This window comes from Enterococcus sp. DIV2385 (assembly GCF_051711925.1).
Classification (GTDB): Bacteria; Bacillota; Bacilli; order Lactobacillales; family Enterococcaceae; genus Enterococcus; species Enterococcus faecalis.
Window position 1 is genome coordinate 977,658 of sequence record NZ_JBIONV010000001.1, and the last position, 18,656, is coordinate 996,313.

Annotated in this window: 18 protein-coding genes; 17 read left to right on the forward strand and 1 reads right to left on the reverse strand. The window is 38.5% G+C overall.

Annotated elements, in window-relative coordinates; translation table 11 throughout:
• Nucleotides 1–8 precede the first annotated feature (8 nt).
• The 12 genes from IGM04_RS04875 (at nt 9) to IGM04_RS04930 (ending at nt 12,696) form a co-directional block, all read left to right on the forward strand.
• Entirely contained in the window at nt 9–1,505 is a 1,497-nt protein-coding gene (locus IGM04_RS04875; protein ID WP_086317786.1) for a carboxypeptidase M32, read from the forward strand.
• 32 nt (nt 1,506–1,537) lie between these two features.
• Nucleotides 1,538–2,254 (forward strand): DnaD domain protein, encoded by a 717-nt coding sequence (locus tag IGM04_RS04880; RefSeq protein ID WP_002357986.1) that lies wholly within the window; start codon nt 1,538–1,540, stop codon nt 2,252–2,254.
• 14 nt (nt 2,255–2,268) lie between these two features.
• Nucleotides 2,269–2,916, forward strand: a complete 648-nt coding sequence (nth, locus tag IGM04_RS04885; RefSeq protein ID WP_002357985.1) for an endonuclease III — start codon at nt 2,269–2,271, stop codon at nt 2,914–2,916.
• Between the two features lie 172 nt (nt 2,917–3,088).
• Nucleotides 3,089–3,853, forward strand: coding sequence for a GntR family transcriptional regulator, LSA1692 subfamily (locus IGM04_RS04890; RefSeq protein ID WP_002357984.1), 765 nt, complete (start codon nt 3,089–3,091; stop codon nt 3,851–3,853).
• Nucleotides 3,850–5,148, forward strand: a complete 1,299-nt coding sequence (locus IGM04_RS04895; protein WP_086317787.1) for a Sapep family Mn(2+)-dependent dipeptidase — start codon at nt 3,850–3,852, stop codon at nt 5,146–5,148. The genes IGM04_RS04890 and IGM04_RS04895 overlap by 4 nt, the downstream gene beginning before the upstream one ends.
• A gap of 169 nt (nt 5,149–5,317) precedes the next feature.
• A complete protein-coding gene (locus IGM04_RS04900) occupies nt 5,318–6,271 on the forward strand; it encodes a N(4)-(beta-N-acetylglucosaminyl)-L-asparaginase (RefSeq protein WP_002380170.1) in 954 nt (317 codons plus the stop codon).
• A 19-nt stretch (nt 6,272–6,290) separates the two neighbouring features.
• Entirely contained in the window at nt 6,291–6,620 is a 330-nt protein-coding gene (locus IGM04_RS04905) for a PTS sugar transporter subunit IIB (RefSeq protein ID WP_002408283.1), read from the forward strand.
• Between the two features lie 18 nt (nt 6,621–6,638).
• Complete coding sequence (celB, locus tag IGM04_RS04910; RefSeq protein WP_002397805.1) at nt 6,639–7,994, forward strand: PTS cellobiose transporter subunit IIC; 1,356 nt, start codon at nt 6,639–6,641, stop codon at nt 7,992–7,994.
• Nucleotides 7,995–8,011: 17 nt separating this feature from the next.
• On the forward strand, nt 8,012–8,530 hold the full coding sequence (locus IGM04_RS04915; RefSeq protein ID WP_002357978.1) for a GrdB-related putative oxidoreductase: 519 nt from the start codon (nt 8,012–8,014) through the stop codon (nt 8,528–8,530).
• A gap of 36 nt (nt 8,531–8,566) precedes the next feature.
• On the forward strand, nt 8,567–11,029 hold the full coding sequence (locus tag IGM04_RS04920) for a helicase C-terminal domain-containing protein (protein WP_179189111.1): 2,463 nt from the start codon (nt 8,567–8,569) through the stop codon (nt 11,027–11,029).
• Nucleotides 11,026–11,991, forward strand: a complete 966-nt coding sequence (locus IGM04_RS04925; RefSeq protein ID WP_002357976.1) for an asparaginase — start codon at nt 11,026–11,028, stop codon at nt 11,989–11,991. The genes IGM04_RS04920 and IGM04_RS04925 overlap by 4 nt, the downstream gene beginning before the upstream one ends.
• A 21-nt stretch (nt 11,992–12,012) precedes the next feature.
• Nucleotides 12,013–12,696, forward strand: coding sequence for an HD domain-containing protein (locus IGM04_RS04930; RefSeq protein ID WP_086317789.1), 684 nt, complete (start codon nt 12,013–12,015; stop codon nt 12,694–12,696).
• Nucleotides 12,697–12,712: 16 nt separating this feature from the next.
• On the opposite strand, the gene IGM04_RS04935 is transcribed toward IGM04_RS04930, so the two are convergent.
• Nucleotides 12,713–13,207, reverse strand: a complete 495-nt coding sequence (locus tag IGM04_RS04935) for a YajQ family cyclic di-GMP-binding protein (protein WP_002357974.1) — start codon at nt 13,205–13,207, stop codon at nt 12,713–12,715.
• Nucleotides 13,208–13,441: 234 nt separating this feature from the next.
• Between IGM04_RS04935 and IGM04_RS04940 the strand changes: the two genes are divergently transcribed.
• The 5 genes from IGM04_RS04940 (at nt 13,442) to IGM04_RS04960 (ending at nt 18,594) form a co-directional block, all read left to right on the forward strand.
• Nucleotides 13,442–14,398 carry a YitT family protein gene (locus IGM04_RS04940; protein ID WP_002381974.1) on the forward strand — a complete coding sequence of 319 codons (957 nt, stop codon included), beginning with the start codon at nt 13,442–13,444 and terminating at the stop codon, nt 14,396–14,398.
• Between the two features lie 202 nt (nt 14,399–14,600).
• Complete coding sequence (locus IGM04_RS04945) at nt 14,601–15,470, forward strand: class II fructose-bisphosphate aldolase (RefSeq protein ID WP_002357972.1); 870 nt, start codon at nt 14,601–14,603, stop codon at nt 15,468–15,470.
• Nucleotides 15,471–15,643: 173 nt separating this feature from the next.
• Nucleotides 15,644–16,936: a UDP-N-acetylglucosamine 1-carboxyvinyltransferase gene (locus tag IGM04_RS04950; protein WP_002357969.1), complete on the forward strand. Its 1,293-nt coding sequence runs from the start codon at nt 15,644–15,646 to the stop codon at nt 16,934–16,936.
• Nucleotides 16,933–18,225 carry a transcription termination factor Rho gene (gene rho, locus IGM04_RS04955; RefSeq protein WP_002357968.1) on the forward strand — a complete coding sequence of 431 codons (1,293 nt, stop codon included), beginning with the start codon at nt 16,933–16,935 and terminating at the stop codon, nt 18,223–18,225. Before IGM04_RS04950 ends, rho begins: the two co-directional genes overlap by 4 nt.
• Nucleotides 18,226–18,324: 99 nt before the next feature.
• Nucleotides 18,325–18,594, forward strand: a complete 270-nt coding sequence (locus IGM04_RS04960; protein WP_002357967.1) for a type B 50S ribosomal protein L31 — start codon at nt 18,325–18,327, stop codon at nt 18,592–18,594.
• Nucleotides 18,595–18,656 lie beyond the last annotated feature (62 nt).

The following is an 18,656-nucleotide window of genomic DNA, read 5'->3' on the forward strand; positions in this document are numbered from 1 at the left end:
GTAAAAAAATGAAGGAAGCTGTATTTTTACAAGAAGTGAAAGAAATTCAATTACTAAAAAATGCCTTGACATTATTAGACTGGGATTCATCAACTGGGATGCCAGAAAAAAGTAGTCCTTTTCGAGGAGAAGTAGAAGGGTATTTAACCGGATTATATTTTGAACGAAGTATTGGCCCAGTTATTCAAGAAGCATTGGCCTATTTTGAGACACGCCCTGAAGAATTATCTGAATTAGGGAAACTGGTTTTTGAAAAAGTAAAAGAAGAATATGCTTTGAATAAAAATGTTCCAGCTGAACGTATGCAAGAATATGTTAAAGTATTAAACCAAGCACATACAGATTGGCTAAAAGCACGCGCTGCACAAGATTTCGGCTTGTTAGAAGAAACCTTAACGAAGGTCGTTGCGTTCCAAAAAGAGTTCATTCCTTATTGGCAAAAAGAAGAAAAAACTCCGTATGATGTGTTATTAAATCAATTTGAACCAGGGATGACGGTTGAGAAACTAGACCAAGTATTCGACCAAGTAAAACAAGGGATTCAAGAGATTCGGACCGTTTTAGCGGAAAAAGGTACGCCGCCTAGAACTGATTTTTTATCTAGAAAAATGACCAAAGAACAACAACGCCGTTTTGTGATTAGTGTGGTTGAACAATTAGGCTATGATTTTTCAAAAGGCCGATTAGATGATACAGTTCATCCATTTATGACAGCTCTAAATCGAAATGATGCGCGGATTACTACGCGCTGGGAAGAAAATAATTTCTCAATGGCAACATTTGGTGTGATTCATGAAGCGGGTCATGGGATGTATGAACAAAATTTTGATCCTAAATTTGACTTTACGCCACTAAGCGAAGGTGCCTCTATGGGGATTCACGAATCACAATCGCTCTTTAATGAAATTATCATTGGTAGCAACCGAGCTTTTTGGCAAAAACAATACCCGTTTTTCCAAGAATGCGCAGAAGGCACTTTTGATGATATTGCTTTTGAAGATTTCTATGCTTCTTTAAAAGAAACGAAAGCAAGTTTGATTCGGATTGATTCCGATAGTCTCACCTATCCTTTGCATATCATTATTCGTTATGAAATTGAGAAAATGTTGTTTAATGGTTCTTTGGAAGTCGCTGATTTGCCAAAAGTGTGGAACGAAAAATACCAAGAGTACTTAGGCGTATCACCTGAAAATGATTTAGAAGGTGTCCTTCAAGATGTTCATTGGTCTGGAGGTAGCTTTGGTTATTTCCCATCTTATGCCTTGGGTTATATGTACGCCGCGCAACTATTTCACGCAATGAAACAAGAATTATCTGTTGATGAAATTTTAGCTTCGGAGGATTATTCTGATATCCGTAAATGGTTAACACAACATATTCATCAGTACGGCGCTTCACGTAAACCAAATCAATTAATTTATGATGCAACGGGAGAAGAATTGAATCCTAGTTATTTAATTGATTATATGAAAGCTATTTATTTTGATGTTTATCAAGTGCAATAAGTGAAACAAGCAAGGGGAAGTGGACAACAACAATGTTATCAATTCGTGAATATTTAGAAGCTGGTGAAACAACAATCTCAAACTTACTATTTGATCATTACCAAAAAATTGGTTTGAAAGATGATGAATTTCTCTTTTTACTGCAACTTTTTCGTTCGCAAAATGCAGGCGATTTATTTCCAGACTTAATGGCGATTGCAGAGACGATGGGCAAAACGCCAGATACGATTTATAAGTTATTAAATCAATTGGTTTCTCGCGGATTTATTCGAATTGAAACACAACAAAACCAAAAAGGTCAAATGATGGATACGTATGATTTACTACCTGTTTTTCAAAAGATTCAATTATTTTTACAAACGAGCAAAGAAAAACAAGTTGTCGCAAACCACGAAGATGAAATTAAACAGCTTTACCAAGGCTTTGAAAAAGAATTCGGACGTCCACTTTCACCCATTGAATTAGAAATGATTGGTCAGTGGTTGAACACGGACCATTATTCCCCTGAATTAATCCGGTTAGCGTTGCGAGAAGCCGTTTTAAATCAGGCGTATAGTTTGAAATATATTGATCGTATTTTACTTGCGTGGGAGCGTAAAAATATTACCACCAAAGAACAAGTGGCTGCTGATCAGAAAAAACGAAAAGATTCTATGATTCAAAATGAGATTGAACAACAAGGTCAGACACAAGAATCGTTACCAAAGGTTACATTACACAATTGGTTAAATCCAGAAGACAGTGAATAAAAAGGAGGTGGGCCATGCTATCAAAAGAGAAAACAATGGAAGCTATTGAAATTATGTATGAGATGTTTCCAAATGCAGAATGTGAATTAAAACATAAGAATCCTTTTGAATTATTAATTGCTGTGATTTTAAGTGCGCAAGCAACCGATGTATCGGTAAATAAAGCTACTCCTGGTTTATTCGCAGCTTTTCCAACTCCAGAAGCTTTAGCAGCTGCGCCGGTGGAGGAGATTATTGCTAAAATAAAAACCATTGGCTTATATCGCAATAAAGCAAAAAATATTAAAGCGTGCGCACAACAACTTTTAGAACGTTTCAATGGAGAAGTTCCGCAAACCAGAGATGAACTGGTCAGTTTACCTGGCGTGGGGAGAAAAACAGCCAATGTAGTAATGGGAGATGCTTTCGGCGAACCGGCTTTTGCAGTAGATACACATGTGGAACGAGTGTCCAAGCGCCTTAGAATTTGTAAGCTAAATGCGAATGTTACTGAAGTTGAGCAAACCTTAATGCGTAAAGTTCCGAAAGAACTCTGGGTGAAAACGCACCATACCATGATTTTCTTTGGGCGTTATCACTGCCTAGCAAGAGCGCCTAAATGTGAAGCCTGTCCGCTACTCTATATGTGTCAAGAAGGCAAAGAACGGATGAAAGGGAAATAACATATTTTTTCCTAAAAAAGCGAGCCACAAGTCCAACCGACTTGTGGCTCGCTTTCTTTTTTGATTTTTAAGAAACGCAACAAATGATTGCGGTTTCTTAAAAATTGATTTAGTATAGACAGTGTGGTATATACTAGAAAATTTATTTTTTTGAAGAAAGATAGGCGATGAAATGACAGAAAATGCACCCAAATTTAAGCAAATTTCTGCAGAAATTGAAAAGAAGATTCGAGACGGTCTGTATGTAAGTGCACAAAAATTACCTTCAGAATATGATTTAGCTAAAGAATATAACTGCAGTCGCTTGACCATCCGTAAAGCGATTGATGATTTGATCCGCAAAAATATTTTGGTAAAACGACATGGTAAAGGTAGTTATGTGATGTCGCAAGCGAAAATTCAAAGTGGTCGCGCTGGCTTACAAGGTTTTACTGAGGCAGCCAAAGCTTACGGGAAAAAAAGCCAGACAGAAGTCATTTCCTTTGAAGAAGTAGTACATCCCGCTGAGAAAATTCGGGAGGCGCTCCAAGTAGGCAAAAATGAGGCAATTTATGAACTGATTCGCCGCCGAATGTTAGACGGCGAACCAATGACAGTTGAAAAAATTTATTTGCCACAGGCATACGTACAAGGCCATACGAAGCAAGACTTCGAGGGCTCTCTTTTCTGCTTAATCGAGAAGAACGTCGAGATTGCTTATTCGCATCAAGAAATTGAAGCAATCTTAGTTGAAGCGGAAATTTCAGAATTATTGAATGTTCCTGTGGGCCAACCACTTTTACAAGTCCACTCTATTACCTATGCGCTTGATGCAACTCCTATTTTATATGATGTCTCTTTATATCGAGCAGATCGGTACACGTTTAAAAACACACTGACCCGCTATAGCCCGTCTGAAAACAACCAAGTGGAGCTAGGAGGTTCTTGGAACGAATGAAGATCAAAGAAGAAATAGCCGCTCAAAAAGATTTATTTTATGAAGACTTAAACAAAATTATCGCGATTCGAAGTGTGAAAGGGTCGCCTAAAAAAGAGGCGCCTTTTGGCGAAGGACCGAAAAGAGCCTTGGAAGAAACGCTGAAACTGGCAGAGCGTTATGGCTTTCAAACTGAGATTGTCAATGACGCAGTTGGCTATGCGCAATGGGGAACAGCGGAAGAATATCTGGGAATTATTGGTCATTTAGACGTAGTACCAGAAGGTTCTGGCTGGTCAGTGCCGCCCTTTCAATTAACGAAAAAACATCAACGTTTGTATGGTAGAGGAATTCTAGATAATAAAGGTCCTATCTTGGCTTGCCTGTATGGAATGAAATTACTGAAAGAACTTGGTTACCAACCAAAGAAAACCATTCGCTTAATGTTTGGCACGGATGAAGAAAGTGGGAGTGGAGATATCCCCTTATATTTAGAGAAGGAAAACGCACCCGTTTTTGGATTTACTCCAGATTGTAAATATCCAGTAGTTTATGGGGAGCGAGGGATTGTTAATTATGAAATCACAACGACCATCCCAGATGATTCAAGTGAACAAATTGGTCAGATTATAGGTGATCAAGCAAAAGACCACGTACCTGATCAATTAAGTGTGGTGATTGCGGGAAAAACAACGGCAATCACGGGAAAACGTGCTCCTTCCAATGCGCCAGAACTAGGCAAGAACGCTATTACTTTATTGGCACAGAAAATTAGCGAGGAACAGTTAGTCAAAGGAAATTTATTACAGTATTTCGACTGGTTAACCGCTAGTTTTCACGAAAAGCACTATGGCGAAGGAGTGGCTCTAGACTTTAAGGATCAGGATAGTGGGCAATTGATTTTAACGCCCTATGCGTTGGAAAAACGAGGACAGCAGTTGGTGTTATCATTGGCCGTGCGTTATCCTGTTTCTATTACAGAAAACGAAGTAACCACGCAGCTAACGAAGGCACTATTTCCAGAAAGTGAAGTGACCGTCATCCGCCGCCTCCCTAGTACGCTGTTTCCAAAAGATGAGCGCAATGTTCAAAAATTAACCAAGGTTTATGAACAAATTACTGGCTTAGATGGGACGCCAGTCACAACTACAGGTGCTACGTATGCTCGTTTTATGCCGAATATCGTTGCTTTTGGTCCATCATTTCCTGGTCAAAAAGGCATTGCGCATAACCAAGATGAATATATGGATGAAAAAGATTTACTGCTTAATCTGGAAATCTATATGCAAGCGATGATTGCATTAACAGAAGCATAAAACCAATAGAAGATACACGTATGAGAAGAAGCCAATGTGTTTCGTAGAGGTCGCATACGTGTATCTTCTATTTTTCTGTATAAAATTTCATTTTCAGTATATACAAAACAGTATATACTAGTTTATAATGGTGGAGAAATGTAAGCGTTAACGAAAGGGCGGATGGAAAATGACTTGGGGTGCAATTGCGACATGGCGGATGGCACATGATGGGTTACTAAAAGCTACAGAAGAGTTACAACAAGGAGGTGCTGCAGGCACGGCCGTGGAACAATTAATTAAAGAAGTAGAAGACTATCCTTTTTATAAGTCAGTGGGCTACGGCGGTTTACCTAATGAGGAAGGGATTTTAGAAATGGATGCTGCCTATATGGATGGAGACACATTTGCAATTGGTGCTGTGGCAGGAATTACAGATGTTAAAAATCCGATTTCAGTGGCTAAAGCATTAAGTAAAGAGAAGTTTAATAGTTTTCGTGTTGGCGCAGGTGCAACGAAATATTCAATGTTGCACGGTTTTGAAAGAAAGAATATGTTGACAGAACGCGCTAATCAATGGTGGCAAAAGCGTTTAAAAGAAATTCAGGAAAATCAGTTGAACCCCTATGATGGGCATGATACTGTCGGCGCTATTACGTTAGACCAAACAGGATCAATGGCAGCTGGCACTTCCAGTTCGGGACTCTTCATGAAAAAAGCAGGACGTGTTGGCGATTCACCACTGTCAGGTTCTGGTTTTTATGTTGATAGCGAAATTGGTGGTGCTGCGGCTACAGGATTAGGTGAAGATTTAATGAAAGGCTGTCTTTCTTATGAAATCGTCCGTTTAATGGGGGAAGGGTGCTCGCCACAACAAGCATGTGATCAAGCGGTCTATGCTTTTCACGAAAAATTGACCCAACGTTATGGGAAAGCAGGAGCTTTTTCACTGGTGGCCATGAACAAACAGGGAGACTGGGGCGTAGCTACGAATGTGGAATTTACTTTTACGGTTGGTACTGATATGCAGCAACCAGAAATCTATATTGCAAATCCAGGCAAGAATCATACCACAGAGATTCAGCCGATTTCACAAGAATGGTTAGCGGCCTATGAAAAAAGAATCAAAGCACCAATTGAATAAATGAGGAGAGTGAAGGAACATGAGTAAAAAACAAATTTATCTTTTTTGTGATGCAGGGATGTCTACAAGTATTATGGTGAATAAAATGATGGAAGTGGTGGAAAAACATCAAATGCCTTTAATGATTACTGCTTTTCCTATTGCAAGAGCACAAGAAGTGGTTGAAGCAGAGAAGCCTGTTGCTATTTTATTAGGACCACAAGTCCGTTTTTTATTAGAAAAAACAAAAGAACAATTTGCTCCGCAAGGGATTCCTGTCGCTGCAATTACGCCAGAAATTTATGGCATGATGGATGGCGAAAAAGCATTGAAAGAAGCACTGCGGTTAATTAAGCAAAATAAAAAATAATAGATAGGAGTGACGACCGTGCAAAAATTTTTGGATTGGTTAGAGCGCGTATTGACCCCTTTGGCAAAAGTGATAGGAGAAAATAAGTATTTAGTAGCGATTCGTGATGGCTTCCTTTTATCAACGCCCTTGTTGATTGTTGGTTCGGTCTTCTTATTAATTGCTAATTTCCCTTTGCCACAATGGGATACTTGGATGTCTCATTTGCTTGGTAAAGAATGGGCGACAATGATGTCTGTTCCAGCTAGTGCTAGTTTTGATGTAATGACCATTCTGGCCGTTGTCGGTATTGCCTATAGTTTAGGGAAACAATTCAATGTGGATGCAATGCAAGCAGGAATTATCGCATTGGTTTCATTTTTTATTGTAACGCCTTATCAAACATTATTTACACCGGAAAATAGTTCAAAGGTTTATGAAGTTACTAGTTTACCTTTAAAATGGATGGGTTCCAGTGGCTTGTTTTTAGGAATGATTGTCGCATTAATTGCGACTCGTTTATTTGTGGCCATTGTTCGTAAAGGGTGGACAATAAAAATGCCAGAAGGAGTGCCACCAACAGTGGTTAAGTCTTTTGAGGCCCTGATTCCGAGTTTTTTAGTTGTTACTCTCATGTTTTTAGTCAATTGGCTGGCTGCTTTAACTCCTTATGGTAATTTACAAGATGTTATTTTTGAATTTCTACAAACGCCCTTATTGAGTCTTGGTAATACCTTAGGTGCAATGAGCATTGCTTATTTATTTTTACACTTCTTTTGGTTCTTTGGCATTAACGGAGGTAGCGTGGTTGGCGCAGTCTTTAATCCTGTTTTGCGGGCATTATCTGTTGAAAATTTACAAGCATTTAAAGACGGCCATGAAATTCCCAATATCATCACTGGACAATTTCAAGATATGTTTGCAACATTTGGTGGCGCCGGTTCCACACTCTCATTAATCATTGTGATGGTCTTATTCTGTAAAAGTCAACGAATTAAAAAGCTTTCGCAACTTTCACTAATTCCTGGTGTTTTTGGGATTAACGAACCAATCATTTTTGGGTTACCAATTGTTTTAAATCCAATCCTTTTAATTCCATTTGTTTTAGTGCCCGCAATTAATATTATTATTGCCTATTTTGCTATGGATTGGGGCTTAGTTCCATTGACGAACGGTATTCAATTGCCGTGGACGACCCCGCCAATTATCTCAGGATTTTTAGTCAGCGGTTGGCAAGGATCCATTCTGCAAGCTCTCTTATTGGTACTAGGAATGTTCATTTATTATCCTTTTATTCGAGTTATGGATGACCAATATTTACGTGAAGAATGGAAAGCACAAGAAGAAGAGAGTGAAGAAATTGATTTTGATTCCTTTGACTTCGATGATTTATAAAAAAGGAGGAAATAGGCGTGAAAAAAATCCTTTTAGTCTTAAACCACAGTTTAGCAGGATTTGGCAGTGATGAACAAGCTCAGCTGAAACCAAGTGGTAAAAAAGCTCCCTTAGGTCCAGGGGTAACATTGCTACCATTTTTACAGAAGCAAGGAGCGGAAATTGTTGCGACACTTTATTGTGGTGACCAATATTATTTGGAAAACGAGGAAGAGGTAGCAAAGAAATTTATTGGCTTTGCAAAAAAGTTTCATGCCAATGCGGTTCTTTGCGGACCTGCCATGCATTATCCTAATTTTGGAGAAATGGCCGCTCATCTAGCTTGTAAGTTTAATGCTGCAGGCATTCCTGCAATTGCAGCGATGGCAGAAGAAAATCCAGCAGTTAGTCACTATTATCAGCAAGTACCGATTGTGAAGATGCCCAAAAAGGGCGGCATTGGTTTAAATAATTCGTTTAAACAAATGGCGCAATTGGTCGTGGCAAAAGCAAATGGAAAAGAAACCAAACAGTTAGAAGAAACGAGTTGTTTTTAATTGTTGATAATCTAAAGAGAAATCCAGAATGAACACATGATTGTGTTCGTTTTGGATTTTTTGCTTTTGTTTAGCGAATGTATGTTCTATAATAGGGAGGCAGATAGGTGGGATTACGTGAAATCAACGAGAAAAATTGCGGTGCGTCAAGTGGTCGAATTTATTTTAAGGCGGGGAAGTATCGATTCTCGCCATGTGAGTGAACATACACCACAAGAAGGTAGTCGCCTTCATCGAATGTTGCAAAAGGAAGCGGGGAGCCTTTATCAAAAGGAAGTATCTTTAAAAATTGAGGTGCCTTTAAATGGCCATAATTATTGTGTAGAAGGTCGTGCAGACGGCATTTTTGTGAAAGAAACTGGGCAAGTGGTCATTGATGAAATTAAAACATCCGAGCCAGCGTTTGAAGAATTGCCGCCAGAAAAGGTCGAATTGTTTTGGTATCAAGCGATGTGTTATGGTCACATGTATTGCCAACAAGAACAACTTTCTGAAATAACGCTTCAACTCACTTATTATCAGACCACCACAAAACAAATCACACGACAAGAACGCCATTTTACAGAAGCTGCATTAGCGGAGTTTTTTACTGATTTGATGAAGCGCTATGAACAGTGGGTAATTTTTAAAGAAGAGTGGCGTATTTTGAGAAATAAATCATTAAAAAATCTTAGTTTTCCTTACGGGGAGTATCGCAAAGGGCAACGAGAATTGGCGGTAGCCGTCTATAAAACAATTCTTAGTAAACAGCGGCTCTTCGTGGAAGCACCAACTGGAACAGGCAAGACAATGTCCACTCTTTTTCCAGCGATGAAAGCGATTGGTGAAGAAGAAGGTGAACGGATTTTTTATTTAACAGCTAAGACCATTACGCGGCAAGTGACTGAAGATGCCGTCAAAGCGCTGTCCGAAAAACAAGCGCAAACTAAGAGTATTACGTTAACAGCAAAAGATAAAATTTGTTTTTTAACTGAACGAAATTGTACACCAGAATATTGCCCGTTTGCTGACGGCTATTATGATCGTTTAAATGAGGGACTGTGGGATTTATTGCAACATGAAAATCATTTAACGAGAGAGGTTATTGAACGGTATGCACAAAAGCACCAATTGTGTCCATTCGAGTTGTCGCTAGATGCAAGTCTTTGGTGTGATTTAATTATTGGCGATTACAATTATCTATTTGATCCAACGGTTTATTTACGGCGCTTCTTTGAAGAACCCCAAAGTGCAGAAGAGAATATTTTTTTAGTGGATGAAACCCATAATTTGGTTAATCGTTCACGGGAGATGTATTCGGCCGCTATTTCTAGGAATGCGGTTTTGCAAATTCAAAAAAGATTGCAAAAAGAATCTGTTCAATTAAAAAGAGCTTGTCAAAAAGTCTTAACTACGTTTGATGATATTGAAGCAATCTGTGAAGAAAAAGACACGGATTTTTTTGCCCAACGCGCGCCAATTGATTCATTAGTTAAACAGATACATCGATTAACAGAAGTAATTGCAGAATGGTTGCCAGAAAATCAACACATTGAGGAATTGGCGTCGATTCTCAGTTTTTATTTTGATTGTTTAAGTTATCTTCGAATCAGCGAGTATTACGACAACGGCTTTTATACGTCTATTTCTTTGCGAAACTATGACTGCGTTGTGAAACAATTTTGTGTCGATCCGGCTTATTTATTGTCACAACGATTAGATAAAGGGAAAGCGAGTATCTTATTTTCGGCAAGTTTAACACCTCTGAATTATTATCAAGAAGTGCTTGGTGGAGGTGAAGAAAGCCTACGTTATCGGATTCCGTATCCTTTTCCAGAAGAAAATCAATTGTTGATGATCGGTAGTCATCTTCAAACAACCTATAAAAACCGTGAAAAAAGTTATCCACAGATTAGTGAACTTTTAGGGAAGTTAAGTGAAACAAAAACAGGCAACTATTTAATTTTCTTTCCTTCCTACGCCTATATGGATGATGTCTATCAAGTATTTAGCCAACGTTACCCGCAAGTAAAAACTCAAATTCAGGGAACGGACTTAAACGAAAAAGAGCGAGAAGCATTTTTAGCTGAATTTAAAGAGAATCCTCAAGAAACTTTCATCGGTTTTTGTGTTTTAGGTGGTATATTTTCAGAAGGAATTGACTTGAAAGGTACCCGATTGATTGGTACGATAATTGTTAGTGTCGGGCTACCACAAATGAATCCGGAGCAAGAACTGATTCGCACTTTTTATCAAGAAGAGCGAGGGCAAGGTTTTCAATTTGCGTATCAAATTCCTGGTATGAATAAAGTCTTGCAAGCGGCTGGACGTGTCATTCGAGATGCGCGAGATAAAGGCTTTGTGTTGTTATTAGACGAACGATTTGAATTACCAAGTGTCCAGCGTTTCTTTCCGCCGCATTGGTTGGCGCATCGAAAGGCAAACACCAATGAACAACTTATTCAACAAGTGAAACAATTTTGGTTAAAAAATAAAGAAAACAAAGGAGGAAACAAATGAAGACCATTTTAGTCCTTCATACAGGTGGGACCATTTCCATGTCAAAAGTAGCAGGAGGAAGTGTTGCCCCGAATGAAAAAAATCCGTTGATGGAACAAGAAGCATTATTTTCTGGCAAGGTTCATTTAGTTGTCGAAGATATTTTTAATATTCCCTCACCACACATGACCTTAGAACGGATGTTTCAATTAAAAGAACGGATTCAAAAAGCTTATTCTGAACCAATTGATGGCGTGGTTATTACGCATGGAACAGATACATTAGAAGAAACAGCTTATTTTTTAGATATAACCTTAGAGAAAAAAATTCCCATTGTTTTAACAGGAGCAATGCGGTCAAGTAACGAAATCGGTAGTGATGGCTTGTATAATTTCATCAGTGCTATTTGGACTGCTTGTTCAGACGAATCGTACGATAAAGGTGTTTTAGTCGTGATGAATGATGAAATTCATACGGCGCGTTATGTGACAAAAACACATACAACGAACGTAGCAACATTTCGGACGCCAACTTTTGGACCAATTGGAACCATTGCGAAAGAACGTGCTTTTTTTGCGAAAGAGGTCTTACCGCAAGAAGTTTGCGATGTTTCTTCTGTGAAAGGAAATGTTCACGTAGTGAAGGCCTATGCGGGGATGGGTGAACGAATGTTTGAATTATTAAACACCCCAGAAACGGATGGGTTAGTAATTGAAGCGTTAGGTGCGGGTAATTTACCGCCAGAAACGCTCCCAGCATTACAAAAAATGCTAGACAACGGGATTCCAGTCGTTTTAGTTTCTCGTTGTTCCAATGGCATTGCTGAAGATATCTATGATTATGCTGGTGGTGGCGTTGGCTTGAAAAAAATGGGGGTCGTTTTTGCCCGTGGTTTAAACGGACCGAAAGCGCGGATTCGTTTAATTGTTGGTTTAAACAGCGAAAAAAATCCTGCAGAGTTAAAAGAATTTTTGGAACAGTAACTAATTTTAAGGAGAAAATAAATGAAGCTGTTTGAACGCATTCATCAAGATACTGAAATTCGACAAATTTATGATGCAATTGGTCAAATGGAAGATGAAGAAGCTGGGTGGGCATACCACAATTGGTTTCATGTAACCAATGTCGTGGCCATGACGGAAATGATTTTGAAACAATTTGCTGTTTCAGAGGAGTATTTAGAAGCGGCAAAAATTGCGGCACTGCTCCATGATGTGGGTGCGCTACAAGGAAAAGCAGGACATGCGCTTCGGGGGAAACAATTTGCAGAAGCATATTTTCGTAAGCAAAAGATTTGTTTGCCTTATCAAGAAGAAATTTTATCTTCTATAGAAAATCATAGTAATGGCTTTGATTCGGAAGAGTTAATGACGCTAGCGATAATCATTAGTGATAAATTAGATATTACAACCTCTCGTGTTGCCAAGGCTGGTTATTTCGTGCCAGGAATGCGGCAATTTCAATTTTTAAAGAAAATTGAAATTATGCTTTCAGAACAAGAGGTTTGTGTCTCGTTTACGGCAGAAGAAGAACTGGATTTAGAAGAATTAAATGCGTTTTATTTTATGCCAAAGGTTTTCAAAGCAATTGCCGCTTTTTCAGGAAAAATCCAACGCCGACCAATCGTTTTATTGAATAATAAAGAATGGCCGGTACCAAAACAAAAAAATCCTTCAACTGTTCATTAACAGTTGAAGGATTTTTTTAGCGATAATTATTAAACTCAAGAGCCATTGGTAAATCTAATTCTCGTAAAAGAGCCATGACTTTTTGTAAATCATCCCGACTTTTTCCAGTTACCCGAATTTTGTCTTCTTGGATTTGTGACTTAACTTTAATCCCAGAGTTTTTGATAGCTGTGTTGATTTTTTTTGCATTTTCTTTATCAATACCACTGATTAAATCACCATATTGGCGAGCAGTACCGCCTAAGGCTTTTTCACTTTCTGAGAAATGAATATTTTTAATCGGAACATTGCGTTTGACTAATTTTCCAAATAAAATATCCTTCACTTGCTCGACTTTATAATCATCTTCAGCTACGACTACTAATTTATCGTTTTCCAATTTAATATCAGCAATTGACCCTTTAAAGTCAAAACGATTTTTCAATTCTTTCAAGGCAATTTGAATCGCGTTTTTGACTTCCTCCATATTGACCTCTGAAACTACATCAAAACTTGCTTCTTTTGCAGCCATGTAAAAACCTCCTAAAATATTCTTTGCTTCATCATATCATGAAATAGTAAAAAAGGTTAGGCTAGAATCATTTTGAATAGAGAAATAAGAAGATCAGTTTTTAGGGATATCTTCCCGCATTCTTTCATGGAAACGTTGCAAAAAAATTTTTTTCAATGTTCGCTTTTAGCCCCTTTTCTTTTAGGATAGAACCTGTTATTCTAAGTCAGAAGAATAGCGAAGGAGCGAAGAAAAATGAGTCGATTGGTTAGTACTTACCAAAGAAATGAATCGATAAAAAAAATAGCAGTGATGGCGATAACCGCTTTGACTTCTGCGGTCGGTTTGAATTTCTTTTTGATTCCGGCAAAAGTTTTTTCGGCAGGGATGAACGGAATTGCGCAAATCATTGCTACATTATTATATACAAATTTAGGAATCCATATTAATACAGGGATTTTCATTTTATTTTTAAACATTCCCGTCTTCATTCTAGGGTTTGTAAAATTAGGGAAACAATCAACGATTCTTAGTTTCATCAATGTTATTGGCATTTCCGTTGTCACTATGTTTGTGCCAATCGTAACAGTCACAACGAATCCTTTGATGAACGCAATTATGGGTGGTGTCTTAGTTGGCGTTGGCGCAGGGCTTTCATTGAAAATGGGCTTTAACACTGGCGGCATGGACATTATTTCACTGATTCTTTCAAAAACAACAGGGAAAACCGTTGGTAATTTTATGTTCTTATTGAATGGTATTATTGTGCTGTTGGCTGGTTTTGTATTTAACTGGGAAAGTGCGTTGTATACTATTATTTCTATTTACTGTTTGAGTCAGGTGGTCGACATGATTCATACCAGTCACCAAAAAGTCACAGCAATGATTGTCACCACGAGACCAGAAGCTGTTGCCTTAGAAGTTTCTCAACAAATCGCTCGTGGCATGACCTTGTTGCCTTCAATCGGCGGCTATTCAGGTGCAGAAGGTCGGATGATTATGATGGTCATTACTCGCTACGAACTCTATGATTTAGAACAAGCAGTTTACAGTATCGATGAGAATGCCTTTGTAAATATTTTACCAACACAATCGGTTTTAGGGCGTTTTGCCAATGAAGATGAACAACGGATTTTTCATAGTACAGGAACATTTCCTGAGCTTCAATCCTACAAGGTGAAACGTTATCCACCAAAGAAAAAATTAAAATAGCAAGTCGGCCTTCAGATCCCAAAGTCTTAACGGGAAAACTGGAGGTTTTTTTATAAAAATGAAGGTTATGTGAAAGAATAGACAAAAATTTTCTGAAAAAGGGAATTTTACTAGAAAAGTGTCAGGAATTCTGCTAAAATAGAACCGTTGGTTAGGGAACACCTAACAAATAAAGTTTTTAAAAACTTAGGAGGAATTTTTTATGCCAGTAGTATCAGGAGCAGAATTCTTAAAAGCAGCACGTAAAGGCGGCTATGCAGTAGGTGGCTATAACACAAATAACTTAGAATGGACACAAGCGATTTTAGAAGCAGCAGAAGCTAAAAAAGCACCAGTTCTAATCCAAACATCAATGGGCGCTGCTAAATACATGGGTGGCTACAAAGTAGCTAAAGACATGATTACTAATTTAGTAGACTCAATGAATATCACAGTTCCAGTAGCAATTCACTTAGACCACGGTGACTACGAAGCTGCTTTAGAATGTATCGAAGTTGGCTATACTTCAATCATGTTTGATGGTTCTCACTTACCATTCGAAGAAAACTTAAAATTAGCGAAAGATGTAGTTGAAAAAGCTCACGCTAAAGGTATTTCTGTTGAATGTGAAGTTGGTTCAATCGGTGGTGAAGAAGACGGAATCATCGGTACTGGCGAATTAGCTGATATCGAAGAATGTAAACAAATGGTTGCTACAGGTATTGACTACTTAGCATGTGGTATCGGTAACATCCATGGTCAATATCCAGAAAACTGGAAAGGTTTAGCATTTGATCACTTACAAGCAATTGCTGAAGCTGTCGGTTCTGATGTACCTCTAGTATTACACGGAGGTTCTGGTATTCCTCAAGAACAAATTGAAAAAGCAATTTCAATGGGTATCTCAAAAGTTAACGTAAATACAGAATTCCAATTATCATTCGCTAAAGCAACGCGCGAATATATTGAAGCTGGTAAAGATTTAGAAGGTAAAGGATTTGACCCTCGTAAATTATTAGCACCAGGTAAAGCTGCAATCATCAAAGATGCAGAAGAACACATTGATTGGTTCGGTTCAGCTAACAAAGCTTAATCAACTAGTTACGTTAAAGACAGCCACAGCACGTGGCTGTCTTTTTTATTTTTTGTTATTTTTTCATTCTATTAAAATACCTGAGAAGTTTTCTTTTTTCTTAAGCTTGATTATGATAGAATGATTGGGTAGTTTATTTAGAAAACGTATATTATAGATAGGTGAGAATATAAATGAAAAAAATCGTAATCAATGGGAATCGTCCATTAAAAGGCGAAGTAACCATTAGCGGCGCTAAAAATAGTGTGGTCGCTTTAATTCCAGCTGCTATTTTAGCAGATTCGCCCGTGACTTTAGATGGCGTTCCTGACATTCAGGATGTTCACTCATTAATTGAAATTTTAGAAATTATGGGTGCTAAAATTACTTTTGAAAATAATACATTAATTATTGACCCAACAGAAGTTGTTTCTGTGCCTATGCCAAAAGGAAAAATCAATAGCTTACGTGCGTCCTATTATTTTATGGGCTCACTTCTTGGTCGATTTGGGGAAGGCGTTGTCGGCTTACCTGGCGGTTGTTACTTAGGACCTCGTCCAATTGATTTACATATCAAAGGATTTGAAGCATTAGGCGCTCATGTAACCAACGAACATGGGGCGATGTACTTGAGAACAGACGAAGCTGGCTTACAAGGAACTCGAATTTTTATGGATATGGTATCTATTGGCGCTACAATCAATGTCATGTTAGCCGCAGTTAAAGCCAAAGGCAAAACGATTATTGAAAATGCTGCGCGTGAGCCAGAAATTATTGATATTGCTACATTATTAAATAACATGGGTGCAAAAGTCCGAGGAGCTGGAACGGACGTTATTCGGATTGAAGGTGTCGAAGAATTACATGGTTGTCGTCACTCGATTATTCCAGATCGAATTGAAGCTGGGACTTATTTAGCTATGGCAGCAGCTATGGGTGAAGGAATCAAAGTTCGAAATGTTATTTATGAGCATTTAGAAAGCTTCATTGCGAAATTGCAAGAAATGGGCGTTAAGATGACAATTGAAGAAGACATGATTGAAGTTCATCCGTCACATGATCTGAAAATGACGACGGTGAAAACCTATCCGTATCCTGGGTTTGCCACAGACTTACAACAACCGTTAACGCCATTACTTTTAAAAGCGCAAGGAACTGGTGAAATTATTGATACGATATATGCTCAACGAAATAAGCATATCCCTGAGTTAGTGCGGATGGGGGCCGATGCTTCGGTTGAAGGCAATATGATTATTTTAAATGGTCCAAATCAATTGCACGGTGCAGAAGTAGTCGCCTCTGATTTACGGGCAGGCGCTTGCCTAGTCACTGCCGGCTTGATGGCTGAAGGTACGACCACTATTTATAATGTAGAATATATTTTACGTGGGTACGACCACATTATCGAAAAGTTAACTGCTTTAGGCGCTGATATTCAAATGCTAGAAACCGAAGAACAAGAAGGTCCGTTTGAGGTGGATCAATGAGCGACTATTTAACAATGGCTGAATTGGAAAACAGTACGTTAAAAGATATTTATGCGTACGCGAAAGAGTTTAAAATTCCTTATTATAGCCAAATGAACAAAAAAGAATTGTCTTTAGCTGTGATTCGTGCACAAGCTGAGAAGCAAGGGTTTTTCTTCATGGAAGGAATTTTAGATATTGTTTCTCAGGATGGTTATGGCTTTTTGCGGCCAATTAATTATGGACCAAGTGCAGAAGACATTTATATTTCTTCTTCTCAAATTCGTCGTTTCGGATTGAGAAATGGGGACAAAGTAGCTGGCAAGGCGCGTCCGCCAAAGGAATCAGAACGTTACTATGGACTCATGCATGTTGAAAGTGTCAATGGGAAAGATCCTGAAGAAGCGAAAGAGCGGCCACATTTTCCAGCGCTAACACCGTTGTATCCTGAAAAACAATTAACGTTAGAAACAACGGCTGGCAGATTATCAACACGAATGATTGATGTATTTGCCCCAATTGGTTTTGGGCAACGTGGTTTAATTGTAGCGCCGCCAAAAGCGGGGAAAACAAGTGTTTTAAAGGAAATTGCTAATGGGATTACAGAAAATCATCCTGATGTGGAATTGATTCTGTTGTTAATTGACGAGCGTCCTGAAGAAGTGACTGATTTAGAGCGAAGTGTTAAAGGCGATGTGGTTTCTTCAACTTTTGATCAACAACCACAAAATCATACGCGAGTTGCTGAATTGGTTCTGGATCGAGCAATGCGCTTAGTTGAAGACAAACGGGACGTAGTTATTTTAATGGACAGCATCACTCGTTTAGCAAGGGCCTATAATTTAGTGGTCCCGCCTAGTGGTCGAACCTTAAGTGGCGGAATAGATCCAGCTGCGTTTTTCAAACCTAAACGATTTTTTGGTGCTGCCAGAAATATCGAAGAAGGGGGCAGTCTGACTATTTTAGCCACGGCATTGGTGGATACAGGCAGCCGAATGGATGATGTTATCTATGAAGAATTCAAAGGCACAGGCAATATGGAGCTCCATTTATCTCGTGAATTAGCAGAGCGCCGTATTTTCCCAGCAATTGATATTAAAAAATCAAGTACGCGAAAAGAAGAGTTGCTAATGACACCAGAACAACTAGAAGAAACGTGGAAATTGAGAAATAATATGTCAGGAGACTCGCTGGAATATACGGATCAATTCATAAAAATGTTGAAACGGACCCAAAATAATCAACAATTATTTGAAGTTTTCCATGATGTTTCGTTTGGCAAACAAATTAAAAGAAATCCAAAAAGATAATTGCATACCAACTGAAAACATGGTAAGATAGCATTGTTGTATACCGACAAAATAACTCTGATACAGCAAATGGATCAGGGCAAAGGAGCGAAAAAACGTATGAAACAAGATATCCATCCAAATTACCAACCAGTAGTATTCATGGATTCAACAACAGGTTTCAAATTCCTTTCAGGTTCAACTAAAGGATCTTCAGAAACTGTTGAATGGGAAGATGGCAATACTTATCCATTATTACGTGTTGAGGTTACTTCAGACTCACACCCATTCTACACTGGTCGTCAAAAATTCACACAAGCCGACGGACGTGTGGACCGTTTCAACAAAAAATACGGTCTCAAAGACGAAAACGCAAATCCAGACGCATAGTCTTTCAAAACATTGTTATGACAAGGTTTATAGAGGTTTTCCACTGTGGTGGGAAACCTCTT

What these genes read in the sequence shown, in the direction of transcription:
- IGM04_RS04930 (WP_086317789.1), top strand. Translation starts at nt 12,013, where the DNA reads ATGAAGCTGTTTGAACGCATTCATCAAGATACTGAAATTCGACAAATT.
- IGM04_RS04880 (WP_002357986.1), top strand. Translation starts at nt 1,538, where the DNA reads ATGTTATCAATTCGTGAATATTTAGAAGCTGGTGAAACAACAATCTCA.
- IGM04_RS04920 (WP_179189111.1), top strand. Translation starts at nt 8,567, where the DNA reads ATGATTGTGTTCGTTTTGGATTTTTTGCTTTTGTTTAGCGAATGTATG.
- IGM04_RS04890 (WP_002357984.1), top strand. Translation starts at nt 3,089, where the DNA reads ATGACAGAAAATGCACCCAAATTTAAGCAAATTTCTGCAGAAATTGAA.
- IGM04_RS04950 (WP_002357969.1), top strand. Translation starts at nt 15,644, where the DNA reads ATGAAAAAAATCGTAATCAATGGGAATCGTCCATTAAAAGGCGAAGTA.
- IGM04_RS04940 (WP_002381974.1), top strand. Translation starts at nt 13,442, where the DNA reads ATGAGTCGATTGGTTAGTACTTACCAAAGAAATGAATCGATAAAAAAA.
- IGM04_RS04875 (WP_086317786.1), top strand. Translation starts at nt 9, where the DNA reads ATGAAGGAAGCTGTATTTTTACAAGAAGTGAAAGAAATTCAATTACTA.
- IGM04_RS04935 (WP_002357974.1), bottom strand. Translation starts at nt 13,207, where the DNA reads ATGGCTGCAAAAGAAGCAAGTTTTGATGTAGTTTCAGAGGTCAATATG.
- IGM04_RS04895 (WP_086317787.1), top strand. Translation starts at nt 3,850, where the DNA reads ATGAAGATCAAAGAAGAAATAGCCGCTCAAAAAGATTTATTTTATGAA.
- IGM04_RS04900 (WP_002380170.1), top strand. Translation starts at nt 5,318, where the DNA reads ATGACTTGGGGTGCAATTGCGACATGGCGGATGGCACATGATGGGTTA.
- rho (WP_002357968.1), top strand. Translation starts at nt 16,933, where the DNA reads ATGAGCGACTATTTAACAATGGCTGAATTGGAAAACAGTACGTTAAAA.
- IGM04_RS04905 (WP_002408283.1), top strand. Translation starts at nt 6,291, where the DNA reads ATGAGTAAAAAACAAATTTATCTTTTTTGTGATGCAGGGATGTCTACA.
- nth (WP_002357985.1), top strand. Translation starts at nt 2,269, where the DNA reads ATGCTATCAAAAGAGAAAACAATGGAAGCTATTGAAATTATGTATGAG.
- IGM04_RS04960 (WP_002357967.1), top strand. Translation starts at nt 18,325, where the DNA reads ATGAAACAAGATATCCATCCAAATTACCAACCAGTAGTATTCATGGAT.
- IGM04_RS04925 (WP_002357976.1), top strand. Translation starts at nt 11,026, where the DNA reads ATGAAGACCATTTTAGTCCTTCATACAGGTGGGACCATTTCCATGTCA.
- IGM04_RS04945 (WP_002357972.1), top strand. Translation starts at nt 14,601, where the DNA reads ATGCCAGTAGTATCAGGAGCAGAATTCTTAAAAGCAGCACGTAAAGGC.